Origin of the sequence: Nitrosomonas nitrosa (assembly GCF_003051105.1) — a bacterium.
Taxonomy (GTDB): domain Bacteria; phylum Pseudomonadota; class Gammaproteobacteria; order Burkholderiales; family Nitrosomonadaceae; genus Nitrosomonas; species Nitrosomonas nitrosa.
In genome coordinates this window covers 1-16,985 of record NZ_QAOO01000029.1, presented here as the reverse complement: position 1 = coordinate 16,985, position 16,985 = coordinate 1, and the positions used below count along the sequence as shown (strand labels likewise).

General features: G+C 46.0%; 12 protein-coding genes. 2 read left to right on the top strand and 10 right to left on the bottom strand.

Annotated features, from left to right (window positions below; translation table 11 throughout):
- The first annotated feature begins 9 nt into the window (after window positions 1–9).
- Both C8R30_RS13225 and C8R30_RS13220 read left to right on the top strand, forming a co-directional pair.
- Window positions 10–1,203, top strand: coding sequence for a pyridoxal phosphate-dependent aminotransferase (locus tag C8R30_RS13225; protein WP_107790333.1), 1,194 nt, complete (start codon window positions 10–12; stop codon window positions 1,201–1,203).
- A 346-nt stretch (window positions 1,204–1,549) separates the two neighbouring features.
- A complete protein-coding gene (locus C8R30_RS13220) occupies window positions 1,550–2,563 on the top strand; it encodes an NAD-dependent epimerase/dehydratase family protein (RefSeq protein ID WP_107783684.1) in 1,014 nt (337 codons plus the stop codon).
- Window positions 2,564–2,921: 358 nt separating this feature from the next.
- On the opposite strand, the gene C8R30_RS13215 is transcribed toward C8R30_RS13220, so the two are convergent.
- The 10 genes from C8R30_RS13215 to C8R30_RS13170 all read right to left on the bottom strand — a co-directional run.
- On the bottom strand, window positions 2,922–3,923 hold the full coding sequence (locus C8R30_RS13215; RefSeq protein ID WP_107790332.1) for a ribonuclease T2 family protein: 1,002 nt from the start codon (window positions 3,921–3,923) through the stop codon (window positions 2,922–2,924).
- Window positions 3,924–3,951: 28 nt separating this feature from the next.
- Window positions 3,952–5,394 (bottom strand): D-alanyl-D-alanine carboxypeptidase/D-alanyl-D-alanine endopeptidase, encoded by a 1,443-nt coding sequence (gene dacB / locus C8R30_RS13210; RefSeq protein WP_107790331.1) that lies wholly within the window; start codon window positions 5,392–5,394, stop codon window positions 3,952–3,954.
- A gap of 74 nt (window positions 5,395–5,468) precedes the next feature.
- Entirely contained in the window at window positions 5,469–5,804 is a 336-nt protein-coding gene (locus C8R30_RS13205) for a hypothetical protein (RefSeq protein ID WP_090671184.1), read from the bottom strand.
- 58 nt (window positions 5,805–5,862) lie between these two features.
- Window positions 5,863–6,738: a succinate--CoA ligase subunit alpha gene (gene sucD, locus C8R30_RS13200; RefSeq protein ID WP_090671187.1), complete on the bottom strand. Its 876-nt coding sequence runs from the start codon at window positions 6,736–6,738 to the stop codon at window positions 5,863–5,865.
- Between the two features lie 2 nt (window positions 6,739–6,740).
- Window positions 6,741–7,910 (bottom strand): ADP-forming succinate--CoA ligase subunit beta, encoded by a 1,170-nt coding sequence (gene sucC / locus C8R30_RS13195; RefSeq protein WP_107790330.1) that lies wholly within the window; start codon window positions 7,908–7,910, stop codon window positions 6,741–6,743.
- An 87-nt stretch (window positions 7,911–7,997) separates the two neighbouring features.
- Window positions 7,998–11,654, bottom strand: coding sequence for an ATP-binding protein (locus C8R30_RS13190; protein ID WP_258192054.1), 3,657 nt, complete (start codon window positions 11,652–11,654; stop codon window positions 7,998–8,000).
- The gene (locus tag C8R30_RS13185) at window positions 11,651–12,445 is read right to left on the bottom strand and encodes an aldolase (protein WP_090671193.1); all 795 of its coding nucleotides are present in this window, start codon (window positions 12,443–12,445) and stop codon (window positions 11,651–11,653) included. The genes C8R30_RS13190 and C8R30_RS13185 overlap by 4 nt, the downstream gene beginning before the upstream one ends.
- Before the next feature lie 416 nt (window positions 12,446–12,861).
- A complete protein-coding gene (locus tag C8R30_RS13180) occupies window positions 12,862–14,745 on the bottom strand; it encodes a cytochrome P450 (RefSeq protein ID WP_107790329.1) in 1,884 nt (627 codons plus the stop codon).
- Window positions 14,746–14,760: 15 nt separating this feature from the next.
- Entirely contained in the window at window positions 14,761–16,713 is a 1,953-nt protein-coding gene (locus C8R30_RS13175; protein WP_107790328.1) for a c-type cytochrome, read from the bottom strand.
- A 116-nt stretch (window positions 16,714–16,829) separates the two neighbouring features.
- A partial coding sequence (locus tag C8R30_RS13170) for a transposase (RefSeq protein WP_143068222.1) occupies window positions 16,830–16,985 on the bottom strand: 156 nt, incomplete at its 5' end.

The following is a 16,985-nucleotide window of genomic DNA, read 5'->3' as shown; positions in this document are numbered from 1 at the left end:
AGCTTAGTTGTGGAACTCTCAAAGCGCGCGCAGGCTATTAAACCCTCACCTACCCTAGCAGTTACTGCAAAAGCAGCTAAACTTAAATCTGAGGGTAAAGATATTATTGGGTTGGGCGCTGGTGAACCTGATTTCGATACCCCGCAGCATATCAAAGATGCTGCAATTACAGCGATCGATGCTGGCTTCACTAAATATACCCAAGTAGGTGGCACGCCAGGCCTTAAAAAGGCTATCATCGCTAAGTTTAAGCGTGATAACGATTTAGATTATACAGCCAAGCAAATCCTGGTTTCCTGTGGCGGGAAACAAAGCTTCTTTAATCTTGCTCTCGCAACGATTAACCCGGGGGATGAAGTCATCATTCCTGCTCCTTACTGGGTTTCATATCCCGATATTGTCCTTATAGCAGAAGGCAAGCCTGTTTTTATTGGAACAGGCATTGAAGATAACTTCAAAATTACCGCCCAACAGTTAGAAGAAGCGATAACCCCAAAAACTAGAATGTTTATAATCAACAGCCCCAGTAATCCTTCTGGCAGTGTTTATACTATTGATGAGCTAAGGGCATTAGGTGAAGTTATTAAGAAACACCCGAATATTTTAATTGTATCTGATGATATGTACGAACACATTCTTTTGTCAGATGATAAGTTTGTCAATATTCTTAATGCTTGCCCTGAATTGTATACCCGCACTATGGTACTGAACGGCGTATCCAAAGCTTATGCGATGACAGGTTGGCGAATTGGTTATTGTGGTGGTCCGGAGCAAATTATTACTGGGATGGAAAATATTCAGTCACAAAGCACCTCCAACCCTACTTCTATTTCACAAATCGCAGCCGAAGCTGCACTGAATGGTGACCAGTCCTGCATGATTCCCATGCAAGCTGCATTTAAAGAGCGCAACCAATTTGTTACTTATGAATTGAATAGGATACCTGGCATCCGCTGCCTGTCTGCGGGTGGCGCATTCTATGCGTTTGCGGATGTTCGTCAGGCTATACGAACCTGTCAAGAAAGAAAGCTTATAGAAAATGACAGCGATATCACTTTTAGCGAATTTTTGTTGGAGAAAGCGGGTGTCGCAGTTGTACCCGGCTCGGCATTTGGCTGTAAAGGTTATGTGCGCCTATCGTTTGCTACTTCGATACAGAACCTCAAAATGGCAATCGAGAGAATTGGCGATCTATTGAGATAGCACAATTGTATTATTATGTTTCTTTGCGTTCTCTGACTTATCAGGAGTCTTACATAGACACAACGCAGAGCCTCCTCAACTGAGCTGTATATACAAAAGTGCTGCACTACTTTCTGTATTAATTTTATTACTGTATCATCAAGCTGCACAATAATGAATTGTCACTAAGCAGATTTGTGGATATATCGGCTACTAACGAATAGTTGGTAAGAAGATGTTGTACATACAGCTTTTTATTAGCCATGCTGCAATTTAGCTTATTTGTTAGTAGCAGTAGCAGTTAACTGATTCATCATAAAACGTACGCCACTCCCTGAAACACTAACGATTAAGGGGTAACGCCGCTATGAGTGAAATACTAACTCCCGAGAGCAGAGTTCTGGTCACAGGTCCTACGAGTTTCCTTGGCTACCATGTCACTAAATGTTTGAATAAAAGGGGTATCCGGCCCCGAGTCCTCGTGCCTCAAGGCACAGATACCTCAGCTTTACAAGGTTTGAATGTCGAAATCTTTGAAGGAACGGTTGAAGATGAAACATCTTTGCGCGCCGCCTGCGAGAAAATAAATACTGTATTTCACTTGTCTTTCTTGGTTGGTCTTAGTAAAGCTCTTGAGAATCAAATGCGTGAATTCAATGTCGGTGGAACACGACGTCTATTAGATGTGGCTGCTAACGCTGGAATCACACAAGCCGTCATTACAAGTAGTTCTCTAGCTGTTGGTGTGAATCGTAATCCACAAGCACTGGATGAAACAGCTGACTGGGATACCCATCATTTTGATCTTGTATATGCACTTACACGACGGCAAGCCGAGCAAGAGGCACTTGCTCGATCTAGCCCTGGTTTCTCGGTTATTGCTGTTAACCCTTCATTCACTATGGGACCAGAAGATTATGTGGGCGCGCCTGCTAACAAGCTACTACAAGCCGTAGCTGCTGGAAAACTACCTGTAGTCTTCACGGTTGGTTTTGGCTGTCTAGATGTTCGTGATTTTGCGGAAGGCATGCTACTTGCCGCCGAGCGTGGTCGTCCCGGTCAACGATATTTACTTAACGGCCATAATGTCATGGTGGAGGAGTTGCTAAAGCAAGTTGCCTCTATTGCTGGTGTTAAGCCACCGCGGTGGCATTTACCGATCTGGGTAGCCCATGTAATCGTTGCAATTCTTAATACAGCTAAGACCATTACTGGCAAACCTCCCTCCATTACCCGCGACACCCTTCAAATCTTGGGTCGATATGCATGGTATGACACTACGCGTGCACAGCAAGAGCTTGGTTGGAAACCACGCCCTCTACGCGAAACCCTAGAAGACACACTTAATTGGCTAAGCCAGAATAAAACTCAAAGAAGTTAATATCCCTAAGCTTTGCTAGTCTGTCGGTGAATAGATTGATCTACTGCGGTCACGGCTTAGGCCGGATTTCCGATCCTTTTGGTTAAATAGAACAACTACTCGCCTCAAATGATCGAAAAATCCACCTCAGTCAGGTTCGCCCTCGCTAAGATCGCTATTCACGGACATGGGCTAGGGATATTAACTGTGGTTCATTATTGAGCCCCTGGGCTAGAAAATTGTTGTTTTGGACTCATCTGTTCAACTTCATTCCCAAGCCTAGATAAACTTAATACTATTGGTTTTGGTAAAAATTGGATATGTAGGGGATCCCAAATTTCACGCTAAAAAATACCAACAGGATCAAGTTTGCATTCAATTACGGCTGATTACCAATGGCATCGATAACAAATGTCTCCTGGCACGATGAACCAATTTGCTTAGGAGCGTGTTCGATCAATGTTTCAAGATCATCACCCAACTTCAGATTAGCAGTCAGGCTTATTTGAACTTCCACTAACATCCCCTGTTCGCATTTCAATTTAATGCGGTCGCGCGCCGCAGGCCCTAGCACTGCCGAGAGCCGGTTCAGAAAATCTTCCGTGCGCACTGTTTGCCCGATTCTACGGTTCATAAAATAGGCCATACCTGATTCGTTGAATTGTCGGGTTAAATCAACCGATAGATCAAAATACTCATCCTCTGACCAATCTGTTTGGCATGTCCCATGTTTATGCCACTCATGGCGTTCGAGACAGGAACCAGCTTGAACACTAGGCATTACTTCGGCAAGCGAAGCCTCTGATTTTGTACTTAATTCTACTCTAGGGTAATCACAAAAATTATTCTTCTGCACACTGACATCACCGCAAAATGCGTAATTGGTACCGCACTGCTGCTTATTAGGCCATAAGCCATGCAGCGTAAAATGCCGCGCCTGATAAGACAGGGGATCGTTGATATTGCATTCTGGTTTTTGGGGTTTGGTTTCACAAAATGCTGGTTGCCAGGAAAGTGCGAGTACATGGCTATCGGCTTGTCCAGCAATACGGCATGTATTACCTCCTGCTCTATTTATCTCAGCTACTTGGAATTGACCGCAATCAGTACTGACCCAGCGTTCTGCCGGTTGAGCGCTAGGCACGATGATTCGGTACCAATCAGGACGAGTGGGTCTGTTTGCTTCGATTGTTTCATACTCTCCCCCCATCGTGATTTGCGTCTGATCGGGGTTGGTTTTCTTGTTTTTAGATACATAGGCGGGACAAGTTTTTTCTGCAGTAAATAAACCTCTGACCGGATCTGCCCAAACGGGACGCACATAACCGATCATCAGAACAACCAGAAAAACCTGCAAGGTAACTAGGATTCGTATCGTCATTATTCCTTCCCTTCTGGCATATTAATTGTCAGGCTCTTTCATATACCCATCTGATCAATGCATCGATCGCAGTACGAGCGTTGCCTGCATGAGGATGATTGATAAAGAAAACCACTGCGATACGTCGATCCTTATGATCCAGTACATAGCCTGCAATTGACATGACATCATTGAGCGTACCCGTTTTCATATGCGCTTTTCCTGCTACCAAGGTGCCTCTGAGACGGTTTCTCATCGTGCCATCGGCTCCGGCAATCGCCATGGAGGACATGAACTCTGGCATGACGGGACTCTGAAATGCCGCAATCAACAATTCGCCCATATTATAAGCGCTGATGCGCTCTATGCGGGATAACCCCGAGCCGTTTTCTATGACCAATTCGGGGAAGCTTAGGCGCTTAGCAAACAACCACCGTCTGACAGCGACATTGGATTGATCGAGTGAAACGGAGGGTTGAATATCCGGGGGTATGGCCGTTTCGCCCAGTGCCAAATAAAGCTGCCGGGCAGCTACGTTGTTGCTGAATTTATTGATTCCCCGCACGACTTCAGCAAGTGGGGGTGAATAATACACCCTGAGAGGAGCAATTCCTTTCGGGATAACACCATTGCGTACTGCGCCCCGGAATAAGCCATCTTGCTGTGCCCACAACTTCTTGAATAAATCATGGATGTAGGATGCGTTCTCGTGCAAGCTTAAATGATATGTATTTTGGCCACACTGGATAGCGTAGTTGCCAGTGAGAATTACGGACACACGAGTATTTGTCTCATCCGGCTTTCGTACATTGGCATGAAGCTGATTACGCCAATCACCGCAGTTGCCTCGGGTCAATTTCAGGTTGTTTTGCAAATCAAGCAATTCTGAAGCGGGGTCAACCACTACCCGAACAGTATTATTTTCTGGTTGGGGTGTGAGATGCAGCGCAGAGGTTAGATAATTGACTAACACGGCTTCAGGAAAAACATTGTAGGTTTTATGAGGTTGGCCGTCGAAAGCGCCGGGGTCGGTACGTGGGATATTGTAATAACTCGTATCCAGTATCAAATCACCTGTTATTTCCTTTAAGCCAGTTTGACGAATATGACGAACCAACAACCAGAAATTCTCCAGATTGAGATTGGGGTCACCATATCCCTTAATTGCTAAATCACCTCGTAAAACACCCTTTTCAATCTTGCCCAACGCATAAACCTCAGTCCGCCACGTATAAGCAGGGCCCAGCAGCTCCAAGCCTGCGTATGTTGTAAGGAGTTTCATTACTGACGCGGGATTCATGGCGGTGTCGGCGTTCACAGTTAATGCAGGCTGTTTTGCAGTGACTTCCTTTACGTAAACGCTGATAGCTGATTCAGGAATCCCAGCTTGCTTCAGTGCCTGTGAGACAGATTCTGGCAAGGCTGCAGACAACACAGGCAATGCCATTACTGTGCCCAGAAAAAAAATAACAGCTGTTAGCCTAGATCGCATACTTCATGGATATAGCGTCGTTCAGCTACCAAAGAATGAATGCAGTACATGCCGACAACTTAAATCAGAATTTGTCAACGCCGCATCTGGCAGATGGCAAATCCATCATCCCAACCCATGCGATACTGGCTGTCGCTGAGATAACGTTGCTCATCCTTATAGCCGTAACGTGTTTTCTTTGCCGTTTCACAACCGTCGATATACCCTTCCCGTGTTGCAGGTGGATAGCCGCTGAGATTATAGGTCGGACGAGTGCTGGGAGGAAGCGGGCCTGCGGGACGCTGGGGTTGTGTTGGCGTTGTCTGTGATTCGGGAAGGGGTTTTGCAGGCTTGGTTGGGGATGGGAGCGGGCCCGTTGTAGTACAACCCACAATAAGAACAATCGATAACATTGCTAGAATTCGAAACATCGCACACTTCCTTTTATCTTAAATCAAGCTTATTTCTTCTTTTATAGGATCTGGATCGTCATAAAACCGATTTGAGCAGCTTCCCCATCTCTGCCGGGTTGCGAGTGACACGAATTCCACATTCTTCCATCACGGCAATTTTTTCCTGGGCTGTGCCCTTGCCACCCGCGATAATCGCGCCTGCATGCCCCATGCGCTTGCCGGGAGGGGCGGCTACACCTGCTATGAAACCTACGACCGGTTTTTTCATATTGTCTTTGACCCAGCGTGCGCAGTCTTCTTCATCTGTCCCTCCAATTTCGCCCACCATGAGTACTGCATCGGTTTCTTCATCTTCATTAAATAATTTCATGACATCTAAATGTTTCAATCCATTGATCGGGTCACCACCGATCCCAATGCAGGTTGATTGACCTAGATCCAATGCCATCAATTGCGCGACTGCTTCATAGGTTAGTGTCCCGGATCGAGAAACGACCCCAATACGCCCTTTCTTATGTATATACCCCGGCATGATTCCAATCTTGATTTCATCAGGCGTGACGATACCGGGGCAATTCGGACCAATCAGCAATGTTTTTTTACCCTCCATTTTATAGCGGGTGCGCAGCATATCACGAACAGGTATTCCTTCCGTAATACAAATTACTAAATCAAGATCGGCTTCCACAGCCTCATCTATTGCTGCAGCGGCAAACGCAGGTGGTACATAGATAACTGAGACCGTCGCACCTGTGGCTTCCTTGGCTTCCTTGACCGTAGCGTAAACTGGAATCCCCTCGATCTGTTCTCCCGGCTTTTTGGGATTGACTCCCGCTACAAAGCATTGTTGCCCATAGGCATACTCCCTACATAAGCGGGTATGAAATTGCCCAGTTTTACCGGTAATACCCTGTGTAATCACGCGGCTATCACGATTAACCAAAATAGACATATTTAAACTCCTCCTGCTGCCGCTTTCACTACTTTTTCTGCGGCATCTGCCATATTTATCGCTGAAATGATCGGCAATCCAGAGTCAGCCAGAATTTGCTTGCCTAGATCGACATTGGTCCCTTCCAAGCGTACAACAAGGGGTGCTGACAATTTAACTTCACGTGCTGCAACGGTTACCCCCTTAGCGATAACATCGCACTTCATGATGCCGCCAAAAATATTCACCAGAATAGCGCTTAGTTTGGGATTGCGTAGCATGATCTTGAATGCCTCGGTGACTTTTTCAGCTGTCGCGCCTCCACCAACATCCAGAAAATTAGCCGGTTCGCCGCCATATAGCTTGATGATATCCATTGTTGCCATGGCCAATCCTGCCCCATTCACCAAACAACCAATATTGCCATCAAGTGGTACATACGAGAGTCCATGCTCAGCAGCTTCAATTTCTAAAGGATTTTCTTCATCCAGATCACGCATAACAACAACATCGGGGTGACGGAAAAGTGCATTGTCATCAAAATTCATCTTGGCGTCGAGTGCAAGTACCTTACCATCATTCGCCACAATGAGCGGATTGATCTCCAATAGAGATGCATCCATTTCGTCGAACGCGCGATAGAGCCCTTTTAATAACGTATAGGCATCCGCCAGGCTAGGTTGAGGAATTTCAATTTTATTCGCTAAGGATTCAGTCTCTTGATCAGTTAAACCGGTTATAGGGTTGATCAGAATTTTATGGATTTTTTCTGGTGTGTTGGCAGCCACCTGCTCGATATCCATTCCTCCTTCGGAACTGGCCATCAGACAAGCACGTTGCCGACTACGATCAATAACGATACCAACGTAGTATTCGCGCTGTATATCGACACCTTCTTCAATATACAATCGATGAACAACTTGGCCATTCGGACCAGTTTGTGGCGTAATTAGTGGTTTATTCAGCATCGCATCTGCGAGTGAGTGGATTTCTGCCAGTGACCGGGCTAATTTGATCCCGCCGCCTTTACCGCGTCCACCCGCATAGATTTGCGCCTTGACAACCCATTTGTCACCACCAAGCTTTTCAGCGGCACTCACAGCCTCATCTGCACTTAAACAGGGAATCCCTCGAGGTGTTGTCACGCTATAACGTCGCAATATTTCCTTGGCTTGGTACTCATGAATTTTCATTATTATTTCCTTGGAGACAGTAATTCAAAAGAGAGCATATCCCAGCAAACACTTAAAATTTATCAAAGAGTTTGTATCTCAAAATTCTCAATTTGTCTTCCCCGTCGCAGTAAGATAGCTATCAACCGCTGCCATTTCCGCATCGAAATGAGGAAATAAACTTGCTAGTTCTTTTTCGTTGTTATCCTTGGCTGCTTGTTCTATTTTCTCACACCACTCTCCCAACCCAACAGCGCCAACAGAACGTGCCGACGATTTGAGCTTATGGGCGGCCCCCTTGATTTTGTCAAATTCCATGGCATGGTAAGCAGCATGAAGCTGCTCACTAATTTCTTTGGCATTGACACGAAAATCCTGTAAAAACTCTCGAACAGTCGATGGGTCATTGCCTATCAGCGCTTCCAAAATACTCACATCAACCGGTGGTGTTGCAGATTGACTGGCAGCGATCGGCTCTTCAAGGGTGACAGGCTTGTGCACGGGTGCTTGTAGCCGCTTCTCCAACGTTGTTTTGAGTTGATCCAACTGCACCGGTTTACTCAGATAATCATCCATCCCAATTGCACGGCATCGATCGGCTTCACCTTTGAGCGCATTGGCAGTCAGTGCGATAATTGGAATATGCGCTTCTCCCTTTTCAGCAGAACGAATCGCTTGGGTTAATTGATAGCCATCCATTTCCGGCATGTGCAAATCGGTCAGAATCAATGCATAATCCCCACTTTCCCAGTGCCGAAATGCTTCACGGCCATTGCTGACGACATCGGCGACATACCCCAGTAAAGTCAATTGCTGTCGTATGACTTTCTGGTTGATTTCATTATCTTCAGCCACCAAAATTAATTTTCCTTGCTGTAAGGCTTCCTCCCGAGACGGCGGTGTAATCCGGGTCACACCTTCCTCAGGCAACGGCATTTCTTCTTCCAGTTTTGCGCGTCCTGCCGCAACGGCAACAGCTTGCAGGAAGGATTGACGGTATAAAATATTGCCATCCAGCGTCACTAACCCATCTGCTTCAATACGCCCACGATGACGTCGCCCACGCTTAACGACTACAAAATGAGGCTTATAACTAGAGCTCAAATTCGATCGGGTACGAAATGCCAAACGTAACTCATCGACAGGGGGCTCCTCATATCCCGCATCGATCACCAGCAGCCACTGCTTGGATGGAAGTGCCTTGATCCGTTCACGTGCGGCAGCAAGATCGGTAGCACGCTCTACACTGGCGCCTGCGTACTCTAAATATGCGACGAGATCGCCACCCAATCCTTCTTCTCCACCAATGACTAGGCACGATAAGCCTGTCAAATCGATCGTGTTCTTACTTTTAAGAGGTCTGTTTGAGGGGAGTTGAAATGGCAAATGGACAATAAACGTAGCACCCTCCCCCGGCGCACTTTTGACAGAAATCTCTCCACCCATAAGTTTTACCAGGTGATGGGTAATTGTCAGCCCCAAGCCTGTCCCGCCAAAACGTCGTGTGGTAGAGGCATCTCCTTGGGTAAAGGGCATGAACAAGCGATTCAGTGTTTCTTCATCCATGCCAATACCATTATCCGTAACTTGGAACGCTACGATCACACGGTCTGGCTCCAATTCCGTCATTGTGACCTGTACTGACACACGTCCAGGATGGGGCTGCCCACTGGAAAATTTTATGGCATTACTAATCAAATTGACCAGTACTTGGCGAAGACGCAAAGCATCCCCTAATACTTCTTCAGGAATCACCGGATCCGAAAACAAGGTCAACTCGACCCCTTTGCTGGCCGCCATATGCTCAAGCATACTGCAGGCTTTTTCTGCTACGGTTGCCAACGGTATGGGTCTAAGCTCAATTTCTAACCGTCCAGCTTCAATTTTAGAAAAATCTAGGATATCCTCAATGATTTCCAGCAACGCAAAAGCGGACTCACGAATCAGATTGGTCATTTCCATTTGGTAGCTGGTCAAACTCGATTGCTGTAGCACTTCGATCATGCCAATGACCCCATTCATAGGAGTGCGTATTTCATGACTCATCGCGGCTAGAAAAGCCGATTTAGCCTGATTAGCCTGCTCCGCTTCAAGCCGCGCACTTTCAAGATCCTTCATGATTCTCACATGCTCACGAATATCGCGCATCACGCCAGTGAAATGGCGCTTTTCCCCCACGAAATATTCACTGACAGCTAGATAGATAGGGATACGTTCACCGTTTTTATGTACCGCTTCAACTTCTCTTCCAAGACCGATACTATGCGTTCCAGGCGCATGGTGGCCAACATATTGCTGGCCATGCCTTGTTTTGCAATACCGCTCCATATAATACTCATGTTGGCTTCGATCAGGTTCGGGCACCAACATCGATACATTTTGGCCTACCGCTTCTTCACTCGTATAACCAAATAGCTTTTCCATTACGGGATTAACGGATAATATGACGCCTCTTTCATCGGTCGTGAGGACACAATCCACCATGTGTTCGACTACCGAACGGATCTCTTCTTCTTTGATCGCCAGTTCCGCATTGGCATACTCCAATTCGGCTGTACGTTCAGCAACCCGATCTTCCAGTACTCGGTAGCTGGTATTCAATCGTTCGGTCATGGTATTGAAGGCTTCGGCGAGTTTCCCCATTTCATCCCAACCTTCACTCGGCACACGCTGATGCAAATTTCCTGCTGCGACAGCTTGCGCACCGTCATTGAGGTTTTTCAACGGAATCACGACTCGGCGATTAAATACCCAGGCGCCAAAAGTCGCGAGAATAAATGTTAATCCCAAAATGATAAAACCAATCATTCGCACCCGAAAAACCGAAGCAAACGCTTCTTCAACATCAATCTGCACCACCATCCCCCAACTCATGCGGGGAATATAACGCCACGCAGCGACAACTTCATTCCCACGATAATCGGTAGTCAGCTCGGCACCCGAATCCCCCCTCAAGCTGCGCCGGATAGTGGTTGAACGAATAGGATCATCAAGACGAATTGTACGTTTCAATGCAGCATCTGGTTCATCGACCAAAGGTGCCATCACCAATGCAGTCTGATCATTTTCCAGGCGTGTCACGATCGTTTCTCCCGTTTTGCCAAGCCCCACATTATTAGTGAGCACTTCAAAGACGCGCTCACTGAAAATTTGCAATGCAAACACGCCGTGAATCTCACCTTCGATGATGATGGGCACTCCAACAAAAGCGGCAATCGCTCCATAGGATGGTTCGTAAAATTCAAAATTTGAAATACTGCTCTTCCCCGTTGCCAGTGCTTGCCGGGTGACCAGACTCAGGCCGGTATGACGGTAAGGGCCAGTGAATAAGTTAGTGGGAAAATCGGATTCGTGGGCAACTGAAAACACCATCCACCCATCCATGGAGATGAGAAAGACATCGTAATAGCCTGCCCCCTCGACAAAACGCTCGAAATGCTGGCGATAAATAGCATCGAGCTTCTGATATTCCTCGGATTCAACGCCATGTTCTTTGAATACCCGGGTAAATTCATCGATTGCCTGATGCGTGGTTTCAGTTGCTTGAATCAGCAAGGCGTCTAATTGTCGCTCCTGCAGGTAAAAATCGATTTGTTCAACTTTCTTATCAGCGATCGATGAAACCTGTTGAATGACTGCCTTATGAATCTCATTTTCAAACGTTTGTAATAGGCTATAACCTATCAGTAGTATCGGCAGCAGCGCAACCAGTGCAAACCAGATTGCAAAGCGCTGCGTGAGGGAAGTAAAACGAATGAAGCTCATTCTATTAAACAATCCGCATTATGTAAGTTCTTTAAGCTGCGGCGCGCATAGTAGGCAAAAGCAGCAGCGCTGCGTTGTGCCCGCAAAATCCAATCATGCGCTTCACGGCCCAATTCCGGGTCGATTGGTTGAATGCAACCCGCCGAAGCAGCCAGTAGCTGCATACGTGCAGCTCGCTCAAACGCAAGTGCAAGCAAACAAGCTTCTTCGATACTGCCGCATGCAACCAACAAGCCATGATGTGCCAGCAACAAAGCCCGCTTATTGCCTAATGCCGAAGCAATCAACTCGCCTTCTTCATTTCCAACAGGCACGCCTGGCCACTTGGGAAGAAAAGCCACGTCATCGTAAAGCACGCAATTATCCATATGGGAGATTTCCAGAGGCACTTCAAGCATGCTCAGCGCTGCCGTATGCACTGCATGTGTATGGATAATACAATGAACGTCAGGACGTGCCCGATAAACCCAGGCATGAAATCGATTAGCAGGATTGGCCATACCCTCCCCTTCCAGTACTTGCAGATTCTCATCGACCAACAACAGATTCTTGGCGGTGATTTCGTCAAACCCAAAACCGAGCTGTTGCGTCAGAAATGTTCCGGGTTGCTCCGCGCGCGCCGTAATCTGGCCAGCTAAACCTGAATCATGACCATTATCAAACAAGATACGACATGTCAACGCAAGTTTCTGACGAAATGTGTAATCGGCGTTTTGTATATGCTGATCCATTTGATCGAAGGCACGTTGCACTAATTGATTTTTATCAAGATTGAAAGTGTCTTGGCTCATTATAAATTTTCTCAGGTATCCACTTCTCTTTAAGACTTACCCAGCGATTTATTCAATATCCAACGCTTATAGGATTTCGCTTTATTTAATATGCAGCATACCAAAGAATAGACTCGTTGCGGCAACTATCCTTTACGCAAGCCTCGATGTTCAGAATAAAGTAAAATTTCACAGATAACGCCACATTCAAGACTTCATGCTGCGAAGTAAAATGAGATTGATTGTGGAGTTTGCACAAGAAATTGAGTGGTTCAAGCGATCCGCAAGGATTCGTCTTAAAATATCCAGCTTCAGATATTGTCACGTGTAATCACTTACAAAGCGTAGGCTTGATCTCTACCGCATTCGCTTTTATGTTGTTGAATTTTATGAAGAACTAATTAATTGAATTAGAGGAATATGTATCCAATTGAATATCAAAAGCCAATTTTAAGACTTACGGCATATAAGTTTTGTTCATCCATTTCGAGCTCGCTACGCCGCTTTAATGGACCGAGTCTTAACATTGCTCGCAATGATTCTTGCATCGTTATTTCCGAAGCATATCGACCAAGACATTTATGTCGCCCATAGCCGTGCTGCAAATAAATTAAGCTTTGTGGTGCTTCTAAGGCTCGTTCTCGCTCACTTAAATAGGGTACAAGCCGCTCATCTCGTGTTACATCAAAGGCTGACGGATTTTGTACTATTTCAGGGTCCAGCATCGCAGCTGCATAGGCTGCAAAAACAAGTGTCCCCTTCTTAAGCGGAACCCCTCCAAGCACGTCATTATCTTTGACGCACAACCTTAAGAGCACTTCCCCTTGCGGCTTTAGTCGCAAGGCTTCCAATGCGTATTTACGAAGGCGCTCCAGACTCTCCGTATAGTGAGCACTGTCAGGCTCTACCTTGGCACTGCATACTGCTTGCTCGTAGCTGGAATCATGCAGAAACATATACTCTCCATCTTGCAAGCGGAGCATCGAATCCATAATTCGTGCGGTTGCTTCCTGTGGATTCACAACCGCGCCAACCACTGTGCCGAATACATTAGATCTGATCATTGAATCAGAAAGACGGCGTGCTAACTCACCCGGCGCGAGTGGTATATTTAGCAATTTTGTAATTTCTTCTTCGAACTTCTGACCGTTCTGTTCTAATTCAAGCTGCATTTTAATCAGTCTCGTCAACATGGTATCTGGTACAGGGTTACTTTGTAGTAACTGCGTTTTATAATATTGAAGTAATGCAAATATATAAGCACTAAGATATTCGGTTGCGATAATACCCTGCTCACGAAACGCCGAGTATCGAGGATAAGATGAATTAAAGTTGTTGAAAATATTTCGGAAAGCATCTTTCACCCAGTTGAATAATTGATCACTTGTGGGAACGATACCTTCTTTAATCTTGGTAAAAGAAAACACTTTCTGAAGATCGTCACTTAGAGGAAAAGAATCTCCGCCTCGCAACCCTGGCAGTACAGAAGGTTCACCAAACCCATAATAGTGAACACCCAAATAATCACTAACGATTCGAAGCGGCACAAATTTAGCGATTGTCGGAACGATATCGATCTCCCCTTTGCCCTCATTCTGAGCATGATGTGTCCATCGTTCAGCTTCGTCACGAGCTAACTGTTGTAATAGAGCACTGTCGGCCCGTGACACTGCACGACGCAAAATGACATCATCCAGCCGATACAGATCATCCCGATCAGTACCCAACATAAAGTGAGAAAAAGCTTCCGGATGCTTGCTCCTGTCATCTGTAGCACGTGCCATTTCTGCCGCATACGGATCGACAGTAAAGAGATCTGTTCGCTCCAAGCACTTGATGACTTCTGTATGCCGCATAACTATGACGGGACCTATCGCTGGCTTAAAGATAGGCATAGTTTCTCGTGGTTGCGCCAGTAATTCTCGAAACATCGCATAGGGATTAGTTGCTAACCACTTAGAGATTACCTGCGCAATGGCTGCGCCGCGTATCTTTGCGGCTGCAGTAAAAGTTGCTACAGCACTTTCTGCGGCTTGTTTATCGCTGGTATAGGCTTCAGTGTCATTGGCATACTTTATGTCTTCCGGATCCGGAAACGGTAAAGGTAGAGGAGGCAATGGGTTATCTGCTTCGGCATTTGCTATATCAGCAAGAAAGCTTTGAGTGGCTGGTAAGGGAGGTGGCAAAGAACTTGGCAGTGTCTCATTCTTTTCTATTTCATCATCTTTTTTGTTTTCCGATGAAAAGCTGAAAAGTGCAACAAACTTGCTCGCTAATCGCTGCAATAGTTCTTTTAGCGTCTCTCGATCCTGATCGGCCATATTGCCTCCTGTTGACTACAATGTTTTCATGTATTCGATAACGGCACGTACTTGTTCATCAGACCATTCACTACCATAGGTATGACCCGCATTTGAATTGCCGCGCAACGTAGTATCATGTTCTGCAAAGTGAACGGAATCACCAGGGCCATATTCATCTAATGCAGGTGCTCTATCCCAAACAAATCCCACTAGTTGCTCGTCATATTTGATATTACCGCGGATAAATTTTGTTGGTCGTTCAGCTGGTCGCAACAGATGCCACAAAGTAGGCACTGAGCCATTATGAAGATACGGTGCTTGCGCCCAAATGCCATGCAGTACATCAGGTTTGTAACCAGACTCGTCGCCACGTGGGGTAACGAAATAAGCCTCATCGTCCGCAACACGACTTCCCCGTTTTGGCAAGCACCAATCACTTCCTCCCTGCTCGATATATAACTCGCAAGCTTCTCGGGTAAGTTCTAGTAACCCTAGCCGGGCTGTCGGAGAAATTTGCACTGCTCTGTTCATGTCTGTCCCAACGTTATAAACGTTTGTATTACGAGAATAGTGACAAGCTGCGGCACATTCCCGTTCGAAAAGCGGTTTACCTTTAGCGGCCAATTCAACATCGACAGCGAAGGGGTACGGAGAAGGTGGTAAATCATTGATAAATGGATTCATTGCTTCATGGATACGTACATCCACTTTTGACGGATCCCCTCCTGATGATACCCCGGATGCAAGTACTCGCGCCTCTGCTGCTTGATTTGAATCCCAATTGGCGAGACCATGATCGCGAGAATACCATAAGCTTTTGATATCTGAAGCACCTGGCTCGTGCGGCATCCACTCAGGTGCTGTTTTAAATAATCGTTCACTCGCTTGCCTGATTCGTTCTTCGCGAGGTAACTCTTCTAATCCAGCAAAGAAAGGATGATCATCCGGCAGACGTGCAAAAAAACTATCTCGTTTAGCATGCAACGCAACTAATCCAGCGGCAATCCCGAATGCATCCATACGACCAGGGCGTGGGCCAAAAATACCGGGGGCCTTTTGCCCATCTTTTTCGGTATAGGACAATTTAGCAGCAAGCGCCAAGTACATGAGCTCGGTCTTTTTAGCTGAACTGACTAGAATTTTGGCTGCACCTTCCATGTTATCCAATATTCGCCCCACCTGTACCTTGGCTCGTTCAGCGTTATTCAAGATTTCTTGTGTCGTCCTACCGCCATAAAACCACGCAGGATCAGCCTCTACTTTTTCCTTGAGAAAGGTCGCAATTTTGCTAACCTGGGCTAAATCAACCTCAATTTTGCTGGGATCAGCGCTATCGACTTTAATAAGTTTCTTACCTGTCTGGTAAAGCAGACCAGCATAGGCTTGCGCATCAATTTCCGAATTAGGCGCACCGACAAAATGTCGCACCCGATCATTTACATAAACTCTGCCCGTATGACATGCCGCACATGAGAAAAAAACATTATCTGTGCGCTTTTCTTCTGGAATCATCGGATCTTGAACCGTGAATAAGCCATACGGGAGGGGATGACGTTGTTCGGGTGGGAGTAGTTTGCCTGTTTCAGGATCATAGTCGTCTGGGTGAGGGCCAAACCCTAAATTACCCAATGATCCTTCACCCTTCCATATCTCTGGGTAAACTTCAATAACGGCACGTAATAACACAAAAGGAACACCATTGAAGGCAAGAGGATAAGTGCTAAACCATTCATAGCCTAACTGATTACTGTACCAAGGAGTGCGTTCATCATCATCGGTCTCTATCTTCCTGATCGTTGCATCATTCAGATAATCGAGTTGTTGTTTCTCGCGCTGTATTCGCTCATCCTCCCATGTACGGACCTGCTGGCCAGGTGGGTCGCTATCTTCATGCCGTGTATCTGTACAGGAAATGAGTGCTGTGAGAAAGAACATAATCATTCCACAACGAATCATAACAGAGGTATGAAAATTCGGATTTTTCATGAAGATCTCCCAACGCTGGTTTAAATGAATAGCTATTCTAGCTTAGCTTGCTCAATCATGACAATGTCAATAACTCATAACTGCAGCACTTTGTTCTCAATTATTAATGGGCCTCGTCAGAAAAATTCGTGGGTAGTTTTAGGCACAGGTAGTTCGCCAAGGGTATGATACAGAGCAATTTCAGTAGCATGAAAGGTTCGAAAGCCATAGGCTTTTCTCGTAATCAGTTTTGCTTTGGTATTGAAACCCTCGACAATTCCGCTGGAAAACTG

Coding starts and splice junctions, on each gene's coding strand:
- C8R30_RS13220 (WP_107783684.1), top strand. CDS start 1,550: ATGAGTGAAATACTAACTCCCGAGAGCAGAGTTCTGGTCACAGGTCCT.
- C8R30_RS13215 (WP_107790332.1), bottom strand. CDS start 3,923: ATGACGATACGAATCCTAGTTACCTTGCAGGTTTTTCTGGTTGTTCTG.
- dacB (WP_107790331.1), bottom strand. CDS start 5,394: ATGCGATCTAGGCTAACAGCTGTTATTTTTTTTCTGGGCACAGTAATG.
- C8R30_RS13205 (WP_090671184.1), bottom strand. CDS start 5,804: ATGTTTCGAATTCTAGCAATGTTATCGATTGTTCTTATTGTGGGTTGT.
- sucD (WP_090671187.1), bottom strand. CDS start 6,738: ATGTCTATTTTGGTTAATCGTGATAGCCGCGTGATTACACAGGGTATT.
- sucC (WP_107790330.1), bottom strand. CDS start 7,910: ATGAAAATTCATGAGTACCAAGCCAAGGAAATATTGCGACGTTATAGC.
- C8R30_RS13190 (WP_258192054.1), bottom strand. CDS start 11,654: ATGAGCTTCATTCGTTTTACTTCCCTCACGCAGCGCTTTGCAATCTGG.
- C8R30_RS13185 (WP_090671193.1), bottom strand. CDS start 12,445: ATGAGCCAAGACACTTTCAATCTTGATAAAAATCAATTAGTGCAACGT.
- C8R30_RS13180 (WP_107790329.1), bottom strand. CDS start 14,745: ATGGCCGATCAGGATCGAGAGACGCTAAAAGAACTATTGCAGCGATTA.
- C8R30_RS13175 (WP_107790328.1), bottom strand. CDS start 16,713: ATGAAAAATCCGAATTTTCATACCTCTGTTATGATTCGTTGTGGAATG.